11 protein-coding genes and 1 pseudogene are annotated in these 13,796 nt (G+C 31.3%); 1 reads left to right on the forward strand and 11 read right to left on the reverse strand.

Annotated features, from left to right (window positions below; all coding sequences use genetic code 11):
* The 3 genes and pseudogenes from ACFHWD_RS19545 to ACFHWD_RS19555 all read right to left on the reverse strand — a co-directional run.
* Window positions 1–1,146, reverse strand: a pseudogene (locus tag ACFHWD_RS19545) (HAMP domain-containing protein); the annotation flags it as partial.
* Window positions 1,143–1,823, reverse strand: coding sequence for a response regulator transcription factor (locus ACFHWD_RS19550; protein WP_150357910.1), 681 nt, complete (start codon window positions 1,821–1,823; stop codon window positions 1,143–1,145). The pseudogene ACFHWD_RS19545 and the gene ACFHWD_RS19550, both read right to left, overlap by 4 nt.
* A gap of 297 nt (window positions 1,824–2,120) precedes the next feature.
* On the reverse strand, window positions 2,121–2,492 hold the full coding sequence (locus ACFHWD_RS19555) for a hypothetical protein (RefSeq protein WP_229982118.1): 372 nt from the start codon (window positions 2,490–2,492) through the stop codon (window positions 2,121–2,123).
* Between the two features lie 832 nt (window positions 2,493–3,324).
* Between ACFHWD_RS19555 and ACFHWD_RS19560 the strand changes: the two genes are divergently transcribed.
* Window positions 3,325–5,070, forward strand: a complete 1,746-nt coding sequence (locus ACFHWD_RS19560; protein ID WP_229982119.1) for an SGNH/GDSL hydrolase family protein — start codon at window positions 3,325–3,327, stop codon at window positions 5,068–5,070.
* 63 nt (window positions 5,071–5,133) lie between these two features.
* On the opposite strand, the gene ACFHWD_RS19565 is transcribed toward ACFHWD_RS19560, so the two are convergent.
* The 8 genes from ACFHWD_RS19565 to ACFHWD_RS19600 form a co-directional block, all read right to left on the reverse strand.
* Window positions 5,134–7,212: a hypothetical protein gene (locus ACFHWD_RS19565; protein WP_378062881.1), complete on the reverse strand. Its 2,079-nt coding sequence runs from the start codon at window positions 7,210–7,212 to the stop codon at window positions 5,134–5,136.
* A 556-nt stretch (window positions 7,213–7,768) separates the two neighbouring features.
* On the reverse strand, window positions 7,769–8,251 hold the full coding sequence (locus tag ACFHWD_RS19570; RefSeq protein ID WP_150357905.1) for a hypothetical protein: 483 nt from the start codon (window positions 8,249–8,251) through the stop codon (window positions 7,769–7,771).
* A gap of 358 nt (window positions 8,252–8,609) precedes the next feature.
* Complete coding sequence (locus ACFHWD_RS19575) at window positions 8,610–8,738, reverse strand: hypothetical protein (protein WP_268253955.1); 129 nt, start codon at window positions 8,736–8,738, stop codon at window positions 8,610–8,612.
* Window positions 8,739–9,048: 310 nt separating this feature from the next.
* Window positions 9,049–9,504, reverse strand: a complete 456-nt coding sequence (locus ACFHWD_RS19580; RefSeq protein ID WP_179977751.1) for a Fur family transcriptional regulator — start codon at window positions 9,502–9,504, stop codon at window positions 9,049–9,051.
* A gap of 66 nt (window positions 9,505–9,570) precedes the next feature.
* Complete coding sequence (locus tag ACFHWD_RS19585; RefSeq protein ID WP_150357903.1) at window positions 9,571–10,098, reverse strand: MarR family winged helix-turn-helix transcriptional regulator; 528 nt, start codon at window positions 10,096–10,098, stop codon at window positions 9,571–9,573.
* A 185-nt stretch (window positions 10,099–10,283) separates the two neighbouring features.
* Window positions 10,284–11,666, reverse strand: coding sequence for a radical SAM protein (locus tag ACFHWD_RS19590; protein ID WP_150357902.1), 1,383 nt, complete (start codon window positions 11,664–11,666; stop codon window positions 10,284–10,286).
* Between the two features lie 89 nt (window positions 11,667–11,755).
* The gene (locus ACFHWD_RS19595; protein ID WP_150357901.1) at window positions 11,756–12,541 is read right to left on the reverse strand and encodes a TetR/AcrR family transcriptional regulator; all 786 of its coding nucleotides are present in this window, start codon (window positions 12,539–12,541) and stop codon (window positions 11,756–11,758) included.
* A gap of 631 nt (window positions 12,542–13,172) precedes the next feature.
* Window positions 13,173–13,682, reverse strand: a complete 510-nt coding sequence (locus tag ACFHWD_RS19600; RefSeq protein WP_378062882.1) for an MFS transporter — start codon at window positions 13,680–13,682, stop codon at window positions 13,173–13,175.
* Between the last annotated feature and the right edge of the window lie 114 nt (window positions 13,683–13,796).

The following is a 13,796-nucleotide window of genomic DNA, read 5'->3' on the forward strand; positions in this document are numbered from 1 at the left end:
TCAAATCCATGCTTTTATTCTTTTCACTCTCAAGGTTATTCTCCAATGTATATTCCAACGTGTTGAGATAGAGTATCTGTTTTACCTTTTTCTCAAGTCCAATTGACTCATCCTTTATTATTTCTGCTGTTCTTTCAGGAGAATCTATATAAACACCATCTATAATTGCCTGGGCATGGCTCATAATAACCATGACTGTTGTTTTTAAACTGTGGGATATACTTTGGAGAAATATCTTCTCGTTTTCATCGGCATATTTTAGTTTCTTCTGCATGATATTCATTGACCTGGCAAGTTTGCCAATNATATACTTTGGAGAAATATCTTCTCGTTTTCATCGGCATATTTTAGTTTCTTCTGCATGATATTCATTGACCTGGCAAGTTTGCCAATTTCATCATCACTGCTAATTTTAATAGGTTCAACCCAATTCTTGTCTGCTATTTCTTTTGTATAGTTTTCTAATTTTTTAAGGGGTTTTGATATATATACTGCAACAAATTTTGAAGTAAAAAAAGCTATGACAATAAATATAAATCCTATAACAATAGCATAGTATAAAAATCTATTATCTGTAAAATACGGCATATACGTTACTAAACATAATTTTTCCTTATGGCTGTTTTTTATTGGACTCATAATAATCAAATACTTTTTATTATTATGGTACGATTTAAATTCCTTTTCAATCTTTAAATGCTTCGTATAACTTACCATCCACTGTACATCTTTATTATTTTCAGGCCTTTCATTATCTCGAGGTTCTACAGTTTTTCTTTGATTTCCATTTTCTTTATATGTAGGAATAGCTTTATTCTTTCCGTTTTTAACTTCTTGACGCAAAGGTGGCATATTATTAGGAAGATTATTCAAATAGGTTATTTCATTTCTGTTATTTATATTAACTACAAAACTTTTAACCATTTTAAGATTTCTTAGTTTATCAAATCTAACGGGCTCCTTAAAATTATTACTTTTGAGTAACATTTCATGAACTACTTTCATATCTTTCATATGAATATTCTCATCAAACGTTTTAAAGTTAAATAGGTATAAAAGTGAAATGCACAATATTATGATAATACTGGTAGTTGTGAAAGTTATCCATATCCTCATCATCAATGATTTTATCTTAAATATCTTCATACATTATCAACTAGCTTATATCCATATCCATATACTGTTTCTATAGTTAATTCGCTAACTTTTTTTCTGAGCCTTCTTATAGTATCATCCACTACCCTATCAGATCCAAAATAATCAATACCCCATACACTTGTTAAAATTTGCTCTCTGGATATTAGATTATTCTTATTTTCAGCAAGGTAATTTAACAATTCAAATTCTCTATTTGTAAGCTGAATATCTTGATTTTCAAATGAAACAGTTCTTTGATTTTTATTGATAAAGTAGCTCCCCACTTTTAAAATTATATCTTTTGGACTGTTATCTTTACTGATTACCACCCTATTTAGAAGCCTATTAGTTCTTATAACCAATTCTCTTGGTAAAAACGGTTTAGACAAATAATCATCACTTCCCAGCTCTAAGCCCACAACCCTGTCAAATTCTTCATTCCTTGCTGACATAAATATGACAGGAGTATTTTTATTGTTTGCCTTTATGCACTTAATAAGCTCATAACCACTTATATCTGGAAGCATTATATCCAATATCCAAAGATCCGGTGTATCAGGTACTTTTTCCTTTGCACAACTACCATTTGAAAAAGTAGTTACATCATATCCTTCATTTTTAAGATACTTTTGTAATAAAATTCTTAAGCTATTTTCATCCTCAACTAAATATATTCTTTTAGCCAATTTTATCACCTCAATCCAAACTAAAGTATTTTTGATAATGATGATAAATAGAAATTTATTATCAAATTTTTATTTACTTGATATTTTAATATCAAGTGGAAATCACAATTTTAATTAATCTATAAAAAGTTAGAGAAAAGCTATACTCTCTCCTCTCACTTTTTATAAACTAATTACTGATATAGATAAATCTATAAATAAAATACTTTCTATTTATAGATTTATCTGAAATTTTAATTATATACTAACTACTTGTCCTCTATTTTTCTGTAAATATTATTTTGTATCTATATCAACTTATTTGACATGCACTTGCTTTGCAGGAGTTGATTTCACATTAGCAGCTGAACCGTTAAAGATTCCTATCACTTTTGATTCCTGTGAACTGTTTATAATATGAGCTGCTACCAACCTGTCTAATCCAGTTTTAAAATCTCCCTGAGATTTAAACACATTCAATATTTTCGACTCCTGGTAATTATTTATAATTCTTGCTTTTACCAGTTTATCAAGTTGAGCTTTAAAATTTCCATAAGAGTATTTGGTTTTATAAACTATTCCTGATTTTGTATTAGCAGGCTTAGCCTGAACCGTCGTGGTAACTCCTGTACTTACCAATGGTGCTAAAACCATTATAGCTGAAATTAACCTATACTTCATTTTTAACATTTTCCTTACCTCCTAAATTTAATATTTATTTGTTTTGGATTTATTTCAATAATAACTATTAAATCTATGTCTAATATGTAGAAATTGTGTGATTTTTATGTGATATAGAACCTAACATAAATTTAACACTACTTTTTTGACATCTTACAGACATAATTTTTGCTTTAATTTACTTAGAGCTAAATTTTAGGTGGAAAAGATATATGTTAGAAATAAAATACAAACTAAGATCTATATTATCAGTATCTGTGCATATAACATTTTTTACCCATTATTATATAATTAATTTATTACGCCTTCATGTTATATCAATTAACAAACTATTTTTGTTGTAAACAATTACCACCAAATTATGAATAAAATTTAAACTAAATATAAGTTAAAAAGTCTCACATAAACTTAACAACATCTTGACATCTTATAAAGTTAATTACCCAATATAATTTCATTTAAAATAAGTTATTGAAGGAAAAAATCTAGGAGTATTTGTACATCAAAGTTTCTCAGGTGATGCTGAAGTCAGTAATTGAATTTTTATTATAATTGTTTACCCTTCATAAATTTAAGTTTAAAATAAAAACAGTCTGAGTTCTCTTTTATAATCATATATAATTATAAAAGAGAACATTTTTTTGTAATTCTGAACCACGTTCCTAATTCTAATATTTGAAAATAACATAATTACTTGACATTCTTTAAATATAATAAAGTTCAAGTAATATTTTTAATTGGAGGATAAATACAATGACAAAAAAGAGCTATGGAGTCAACAATATTAATAATGGTCTAATGAATAATTTAGAGCTTAGCTCAAAATTAAAATTGATAAAATATGAAAACAGATAAATATACTGTAAGTAAAATTTGCTGTGGAGAAAAAGTAAGCTTTCAGGATACGTGGACATCATGGGAAAATAATGAAAAATTTCCAGTAGCTTTTTTGGGAGACAGTACTGTGGATGGAAATGAGACTACATCCTGGGTGAAAAATGAGATAGGACAGGATCATCAGCCTCCACATGCCTTTACAACTTATTTACAAAATCTTGTAAGGGTATATACAGGTTCAAATACAGCTAGAATTTATAATGCAGGGTTCTCCGGACAAACTGCTAGCTGGGCATATTCAAATATAAATAGTATATTTGCAGGAAATTACTCGGATGTAAAGATGATAGGTATAGGATTTGGAATAAATGACAGACTCGGGGTGACTTCCACTAAAGATTATGAGAGTGATTTTAAAAGAAGCATTGAAAATATAATATTGTGGTGTTTTAAAAATAATATACAGCCTTTTTTATTGACTACACAGGCTACAGTTGAACCGGGAAGTACTGATAGTTCCAGTTATCCCTATCGTACCAGTGAAAGCATAAACTCTGTAGCAAATACAGTTAAAAAGAATCTGGCCAAAAAGTATAATATACAATTAATGGATCTAAATTATTATACATCGAAACTGTTATCAAACAATGATACTTATAGCTTAAAGAACATCATAAGCCAAGATCATCTGCATTTTAAGGATAAAGGTCATGAATTTGAAGCTGAAACCATATTTGCTTATTTTAATCCAAGGGTAGTTGTACTTGATGGAAAAAATAAGCTTAAGATTGATTTTACTTCACAAAATATCAAAAGCAATGTTGAAAGTGATAAAGTTTCTTTTGAAAACAGTCCTATAAATCTATGGTATGGAAATAATCTTTTTAATAATTTTATATATTACTGCAAAAAAGATGACATGGATACGCTTTTACAGGATTTTTTAGTTTTCAATTTATCAAATGGACTTGAACTTTACAGTATGCAGATTCAGGTACCTAAAAATCCAGGATATACTCTTCCTTCATCTGAAGATGAAAAACCCTATGTTATTTTTAATGACAAAAAATATGTGCTAAAGGATACATTTATAGACAGCTATTTTTCAACCATGAATGTGAACAGGCCATTTTTAGTTGATAATTTGCGATTTGGCCTCAATAAGGTAAAGCTTTATTCAGGTAAATTTAACAGAGCAGCCTCAGGTGGATTTTATATTTCACGGAATTTTAAAAACTACAGTTCAAGGATATCGATAGTCCAGGATACCAATGGAGATATATCAAAACAATTTTTGACTCCTTATAAATTTCAAAATTATTTTGAGCATAAAGCTCTATTCAAGCTTAATATTGACAGCAATATCTCCACCAGTAGAACCAAATTTTTAGTTCCTGTCGTGGATAGGGCAGATTCGGGGCTGGCACTTGAGTTTGAAAATGGTACTGTTGAATTGATTGAATACGTGAGAAAAAGCAGCTGTCTGGATGATGTCGGGAATTTGAAAAAGTTGGCATATATAAATACTCAATCAAATTCTCAGGAGTCTACAAAATCCATTAAAATATACGTTAGAATAAATGAAGCTTCAATTGAAGTATATAAGGAACTAAAATCTTCACCAATTATAACCTATAATACGCATAAGGAGATTATCGGTTCAGGTATTTTTGCCAATTTCATAAAGCTTGAATATCAATGTAATGGAGACTATTTAATACTTGATACAGATATCTTGTACAGCATATGAATAGATTTGATTCTCATACAAATCCATACCCATTCTCCTTTTAAACAAAGGTTAAACTCTTTATTAGTTGGTCTTATGGATAAAAGTTACTTTATTATATACTACTCCATTGGTTAATTTTTTATCGCTTCCAGTTCCAATAGTATTATAATAAACCGTCACCGGCTTATCAGCAGAAATATTATTTAAATCCGCAATTGTCAATTTTCCAACATAGCTGTCATTAGTAACCTTCCATTTAGAGTTCTTATCAAATGATGCTGTTATTCCCCAATTTGACGCTGCTCCATAATAGTTACCATTTAGCCTTGTAGTAATACCAGCATTATTTGTATACTTTGCAGATCCATCCCATAGCCCCAGACTACCATCGGCAAAATTTCCTTCAAAATTGGAATTTTTAAAATTTACTTTCAAAGAAGACTTTCTATTACCTGCCATTCCCTCAACAGCTCTGCTGACATTACCTTCATTCCATATTATACCGTTAATTGTTCCACTGCTATCAACAAAATTAACTGTTGGTGAAGAACCTGCTTCAGAGGCAATAAGATAATTATAATCATTCTTGTTTCTGTTTATATATTTATTATTTGTAAGATTCAAGGTCGTACTTGATGCCTCAAAATCCAACACAGAATTTATGTTCCCACCAAAACTGCTGCCAGCCGTCAGATACGGCACATAATAAAAGTCAGTAGAACCAGTATATGATCCAGCAGAATAGTTGTAGTAAGTATTGTCTAAAACACTGTTGCGCAGAAGTGTACTATCTGTATACATTTTATTAGCAATATTACTGAGTTTATTAAGTAATGTTTTTTTAGCAGCTCCTGTAATATTATAGTTTTTACATAATTTACCTATAGTCATTGCAGGGTCGCTCATCATATATTGCATAAGTACATAGCTTCCACTTGCATTTTTCCACGTTTCCGCAGCTGCCTTTGCTTTATTTCCTGTAATATAGCCGTTATAATTTCTAAATGCCGTAATAGTTGAATTAGAAATATCTGAAGTACCTGTTCCTCCGCCTCTATTTTTAATTCCAATAACACCTTTTATCTGACTGTCTGTTATATGATAAGTCCCTCCACTCGCAATAACAGCACCAGCATCAGCATATGAAGTAAGAGATGATTTATCAGCAGAAATTACACCGCTGCCAATAACATATGCACCTGCAGAACGATTCCCATAAACTTTGGCTGTATAATTATTAACTTCAACAACACCATTGCCGAAATCATTTGCCAGCGAAGAAGCCTGCCCTACTGAATATGAACCTTTTTTCCCAGTTGAAGCAGTAACATTTTCAAGATGTGCATAGCCGCCATACACACAATCGGCTACATGATTGTTCCATCCTTCGAGATTAAAATCTGTATTATAAACATATACTTTAGATGTAGAAGATTTTGCTGCACTACTTCCTGTATTTTTTCCGCCACAAGCCGCAATAACACCATTAGCACCATCACCTGTTGCCAAGAGTGTGCTGTGATGTGTGCTATTGCCTTTTTCTCCAAGTATTACAGTACCACCCTGTGTAGCATAAAGTAATGCATTCATCCCCCATTGCATAACAACTTCAGTATTATAATTTGTGAGGCCCGTCTCATATGACATTTTTGCCCAGTTCCCTGTGGAAGTACTTTTTGCATTAATCCTTTTTGCCTTTATAGCTCCATAATTAGTAGCCCAAAGAATGCTGCGTTCTTGGTTGGCACCCCCCAAAACACGATCTCCTTTATAAGTTTGATCCTGACCATTTTTGTTAGTATATACAAACGAAGTATCTGCAGATTTAAGTTTAAGTGGATTATCATATTCCAAATTTTTTCCATCTGCTGTAATTACAGAATTTGCAAAAGAATAATAGGCCGGATCCATTTCCTTCCTTGCACTTAACCCGTTAAGGTATTTATCATCATCTAAAATTGATGCAGTATCTTCATCTGCGCTGAGATCAAAGGGTGAATAATAAATAACATCTACATCTCCATCATTGTCAGTGTCTTTATATGCAACATATTTATAAGAAAGATTGTCATAATTATTTGCATCAACCAATTTACCATGAGTTGCAGTTCCATTAACATATTTACAGATTATAGTGCCAGTCTTTACATCATATGCCATGACATTTGGATCAAGATTAACTCTGTTACCATTTATATAATAGCCTTCTTTAAAATTAAATCTGCCCTTAATAGCTCCATAGCTTGAATCTGATGCTATTTTTTTATTGAGTTTATCTGCTTCAGATTGAGTAAGTGCTCTGAATGTCTTATTCAGTTCTCCTGCCTTAACCTTACCTTTAAGACTATCTGCTATAGTGACAGCAAGACTATAGTCAACAATTCCAGTAAGAGTTCCTGAAATAGTATATATGTATGTGTTTGTTTTACTGTTAAATGTACTTGAATTAACTTTGCACCCAATTTTTCCTCCCTCTGTAATCTTTAAATTTCTTTAACACACTCACTTATTCTTAGATTTTCATAATTAACAGAGCAAATCTTCTTATAACCTGTAATTTAATACAATATATCCATTTTTAGTTATTTTATTTATATTTTAAGGAAAAATAAGAACATGTGAGATAATTATAAAAAAGTACACGTCAAATATTTAGCATGTATTTTTCAATTGGCGTGTACTTTATTAAATTAACTTAAACTTTTATATGCTTGTCTTATTTATGCGCCACTGGTGCTGGAGTTGCAACATTAGGTGCTCCACCTTTATTAAATCCTCCAGCATTGTTCTTTGGAATATCTTTATGACCCGAATTATCTTTCTGTGCTGGAGCTGGTGTCGGTGCAACATAATCATATGCATAATCATATGCATCATAGTATGCAACGAATATCTTCGATTCCTGATCGCTATTTATTATTCCTGCTGTTACTAAATTATCCAGTGCATCCTTAAAAATCGATTTGTTAGTATTGAATATGTTCAACACCTTTGATTCCTGGTAAGAATTTATCACCCCAGATGCTACAAGCTTATCCATTGAAGCTTTAAAGCTTCCATAAGAGTACTTGTAAACTATTGGTTTTGGCTCAGGTCCATAATTCCTTGGAGCAGCACTTACTGTTGTAGCAACTCCTGTGCTTAATATTGGAGCTATAACCATAGCTGCTGATATTAATTTGTACTTCATTTTTAACATTTATCTTTTCCTCCTTAAATTTGATTACAAATACATTATAATAAGGAATTATGTTAATAAAATGTCATCATAATGTTAAATTAATGTGATTCTCATCTAAACAAATATTTTAATAATCTACTTATAAAAATTTTATGCCCTTCATTCTTACGATTTTATATGTAAGCAATAAATTATCTGGTATACAAAAATAAAGACCATTCATTTTTAGAGTGGTCTTATTTTTGCTGTTTGTTATTTTTAAAGGAACACTTAACCCATGAATCCCAGAGCAAGCATTCTTTTAAGAATTCAAAATAGCTGTATGGCTCCAATCCATTGGCTTTAGCCGTTTCAATATGCTTTTTCTTACTTTTTATTACTCTGCGAGTAGTTCAACAATTTCATCAAGTACAGGCTTAATATAAGTTATCAGTGTCATAATCAAAGTGTAATACATTATATTTTTGTTGAATTTTCTATTTCTCTTTATATTAATTTCCCTCATAAATTATCCCCTGATTCATTATAAAATATTAGTATCCTCATATTTAGTAATTTTTAATTAAATAATTGCTGCACAGCTTTAGTACAATAGGAGAATTATAATTAAGAAAATTGTACATAAAATGTGAAAATTGTGTCTACATTATGTGATTCACATCTTAGAAATATCTAATTTGAAAAATTTGCCTTTTCGATCAATGAATATACAAGATTAGATTTTTGGGGAGGCTTTATTTTGGATGAAAAAAACTTGGCAGGTTTATAAGAAAAACTTATTATATCAAATGCGTTCCCGCTAACTAATTCTTTAATTATTCTTCACTCACTTGAATACATTGTGTACATAGACCGTAATAGATAATATTTTGATTTTCAATTTTTACATGATACCTGTTTTCAATTTGTTGTTCTGTCATACTCATTTCCGGTAAATATATATCAGTAATACTGCCACATCTAGTGCATATAAAATGTCTGTGCTTATTTTTCTCCTCGTGATCAGTTAGTTGATACTTACAACAGTTTCCCTGTACCATTATTTTGTATAAAATACCAATGCTTTCTAACTGATTTACAGTTCTATAAACCGTTGGAATACCTATTTGTGAAAATATATTTTTGGCTTGATGCCATATTTCTTCAACTGTTAAATGTCGTTTTCTATTTGTAAAGAGAACATCCAGAATAGCCCTACGTTGAGGAGTCATTATAATACCATTATCTATAATAATTTTCTCAAAGTATTCGAGATGCTTTATTTTTTCCATATACGAATCCCCCTCCATAGCCTAAATCACCTAGCTTTAGCTCAATATCATTATTTTTTATACTTGTTAAAAATATTCATGCCGTTTATTACGATGATGTCCACAGCTATGCTGTCGTTTATAACCTCCAAAATCTGAGTCCCTCTGATTAGCTTTCGTTTTTTGTTCCAGCGAATCAATAATACGGTTAAGATATTCCTTAAAAGTATACTGCTCTTCTTGTGTCAAACAATCAAAAATTTCATTGAAATCTTCAGGCTGTTGATTCCCTTTGTTGACTACTTCAGCTCCGGACTCAGTAAGCTTGATATTTATTCTCCTGCGATCAGCCTCTGAGGCTGTACGTGTGATATAACCATTTTGTTCCAACTTAGCCAGTAACTCTCCAACAGATTGAGGGCGCATATCTAAAAGATACGTTAACTTTTTCTGAGTAATCTCAGGCTGCATTTTAAGCAAAGATAAGATCCTTCCTTGACCTCTATGAGGGTTGCCCATTGGTCCATGAACTGTACGGTAATAATGGTAGTATCTGTGCAAAAGCCACTCAATACGTGTAAATAAGCACAATAGATCTTGTTTGTCTTCATCCATCTTATTTTCCTCCTGTTAAAGTATAAAATTTTAGTAAGGTACCTTACTAAATATTATTGTACAGGTACCTTACTAAAATGTCAAGCATCTTTACAAAAAAATTTTCCCGAGCCTCTTAGCTCGGGAATTGTGTATTTATTATTATGGAAATAGCCGTACACTCAATGCAGCTTTTCCTTTATATTTTATCCTTTAGCAAACTTATCATTGCCACTCCCCTTAAAAAATTCCTGCCAGGTTTTTTCAGCATATGGTGCAAATTCTTTCGACGACTTCGTTATCTTTTCGTGAAATTCAGGGTCATGAAGCATTTTCTCCGCTCCAGCATCGTCCGGCTTAGCCCCTACTTCCTTGCATACATTTATTATGACATTGGTATTATCTATCATACTGCATGGTCTCAACATGTTTTTATTATAGGGCTGCATAGATCTTAATTTCTTAAAGAATGGATCCCTGAATGCATCTATCAAATGCCTGCCTTTTAAATTAACAGTTGAAAAATGTGAAAATATGCACGGTTCAACATCTTCTTTAGAATTAACATGGAAAAAGTATTTACCTGCAATGCATCCTCCAACATACGGGGCATCATTAAAGAAATCTATAGTAAAATACGGTTTATTAGCCCTTATTTCTCTGTTTCTCCTTCCAAGATAATCTCTCTGTTCTCCTGTAAGCATCATGTCAAAGTCTTCATCTTCCCCATTGACAGGCATGAATAAAAAGTACCAGCTCATTTTAGAGCCTTTTCTAATTAACATATCTGTAAATTCATCGCTGAGCACTGTATTTATATTAGTCCTCGTAACAGCTGAAGACACCCCGAACAGTATCCCTCTTTCATGAAGCATATCCATAGCTTTCAATACCTTTTGGTATGTTCCCTTTCCTCTACGTGCATCAGTATCCTCTTCAAAACCTTCAACTGAAAGCATAGGTATCACGTTGCCGCTTTTTTTGAGTCTATCTGCAATTTTTTCATTAAGAAAAAGTCCGCTGGTAAATGGTGTAAACATTACATCATCATATTTCTCATAAATGTCCAGAAGATAGTCATTAAAGAAAGGTTCTCCACCTAAAATAATAATATAATAAATTCCAAGATCCCTTGCTTCTCCTATAATCCTGTCAACCTCCTCCGGTGGAATATCATCCTTTTTACTAAAACTTGAGGCATAGCATCCCTTGCAATGAAGCGGACATCTCATAGATGGGCTTAAAAGCATAACAAATGGTATTTTAGTATCCTCTTCATCCATATATTTCTGCCTTCTCGGTCCAGCAAACCAGTTCGCATTTGCAAAAAAACATGAGAAAAATTTTTTCAAGCATTTGGTATCCGTATTTTTTAAGATATCCTGAATATATTCATGCTTGTATTTGTCATTGTTATAATAACTCTGAACAAATTCAATTTGAGCCAATGCAGATTCATCTTTAGTTAGCATTTTAATAGCCTCAAATATTTTATCTATATTTTTTTCCGGGTTTTTATCAAGATAACCAACAATCTTATTTACAATGGTTTGTTTAGTAGCCTTTTCTAAATTATCTATTATCTTCATACAAATTCCTCCTTATAAAATATTTATTCATGAAAATATAGCATCTAATATAAAGAATAATATTTTCAACTAACTTTATCTAAAATAGTTCATGAATTATTATCATATTTCAAAAACCCATGCTGAAATATTTTTATAGCATTCCTAATAATAGCTTTATCATCATATTTTCTATCCTTCAAAGGCAACATTTCTTGTAAAAAAACTAATGACCAAATAGCCCCAATAAAAAGTCTAATTGATAGCACAGGATCTATATCGCTAGAAGCATAAGGCTTTAATATTTTACTTAAACTTTCTGTAACTTTTTCAACCACCTGGCGGAAAAAGAATTCTCCTATTTCTGGAAAATTAGGAGTTTCTGCAATAATAATACGCATTAGTTTTAATTTTCGCGGATTCTTAAATATAGAAAGAAATGTCATTCCGATTTCTGTTAAACTCTCTTCTATATTTATAGGTTCATTAATCTTAGACAGATTAAAAATGGTCTGCATTTGTGAAGATTCCCTAATTGTAGAAAGAAATAGTTCATCTTTATTATTAAAGTATTGATAAATAAAGGCTTTTGACATACCCATTTTATTGGCTATATCCTCCATGTTTGTTCTAGTATATCCTTTTGTTCCAAAAACATCAAGTGCAACATTCATTATTTCTTTCCGCTTATTGTCCTGAGAATAAGATACATCCTTTAAATCCATTCTTCCTATATCATTGAGGATTTCTTCTTTATTTTTGTAATAGCGATAGATAGTGCCTACAGATATTTTTGCACTTTTTGAAATCTCCTTAATTGTAGTATCTCTGAATCCTTTCTGTAAGATCAATTTCTCTGCGGCCTTTTTTATTATTTTCTTAATGCTATGATTCATTTGTTTATATCCTCTCTAAATTTTATGAATGTCAAATGACTGTATATTCACTATTTATTCTTATTACATCATTGTTACAAAGCAATATAATTAGTCTCCATTCATAAATTTAAAATATCATCTCCTTTTTGCGTCTGAAAAAGAAGTATCTAAATACATCATTATTAGGTAATTTTATAGTTATATAAAGATTTAATCCTACTCCACTTTCATCGGTATTGCCTCAATTTTTACCTTGCCAGTCATGACATAGGTTTTAGTGATCATGTAGAATAATGAATATTATTCTACTAGTCGTTCATTATTCATTGTAATTCTAACACTTTTACTTTATTAAATCAATATATTTGACGACATAAATTATAATTATTTTAATTCACAATTTTACTCAGAAGTGGTCTCCTGATTGTAATTAACCAGGCTACTCCACACAAGACGCCAATCAAAATATTGATTCTGCCAGCACTCCGCACGGGATTCCGTCGGTTAAGTGAAACAAGAATCATCCCGATACTTCCCATTACAGTTGTAATCGAGCTAATTAACGATGATGCTGAACCAGTATCATTCTTTTGCTGTCCCAACATTCCTATAGCATTAAATGCAAAAAAATAACTATATTCCTGGCTGCTTAATCCAAAGCCATCCTGATAAATATATGAAGATGAAGAAATAAAAGCCATAGAAGCATTGAACCAGCAACCACAACAACACCTAAAATAGCCTGTGCAAAAAAGATACCCCGCCATGAAGTAAATTTCAACAGAAGTGCACCAACAACCGGTGCCACAGCTAGAGATATTACCACCATCGACTGAACAATAGCCAAAATAGATTCCTGTTTTCTCCCTTGATACACACATAGGATACTTGCAATCATATAGCCAGTTAGGCCTATAATTAAAATGGGTTTACGTTCATACTTATCGCTCAGTGGGCCCCATATCAATGTTGCAAAACTGTAAAATACGAAAAACAGAATCAGGGTTAAGTTCGTTTTAAACTCAGACACATGAAAAAAACTTGTCATGCTCGGTAAAGCTGGCAAATAAAGATCAGTGGATAACGGTACGAACGCACTTAAAAGCGCAAGAAATAAAATTAACCCTTTATTACCAAGATATCTTTGCGTTCTTTCCAAAGCATTTTACCCCCTAAGTTATTTTAATTTTGTTTTATTATAATTTAAAATCTCTTGTACACTGATCATTCAAGGTATTCATTTTAAATATCCCCCTTTTCCAACTATTTACTT

It is taken from the genome of Clostridium sp. MT-14, assembly GCF_042436595.1.
Lineage (GTDB): Bacteria > Bacillota > Clostridia > Clostridiales > Clostridiaceae > Clostridium_B > Clostridium_B aromativorans.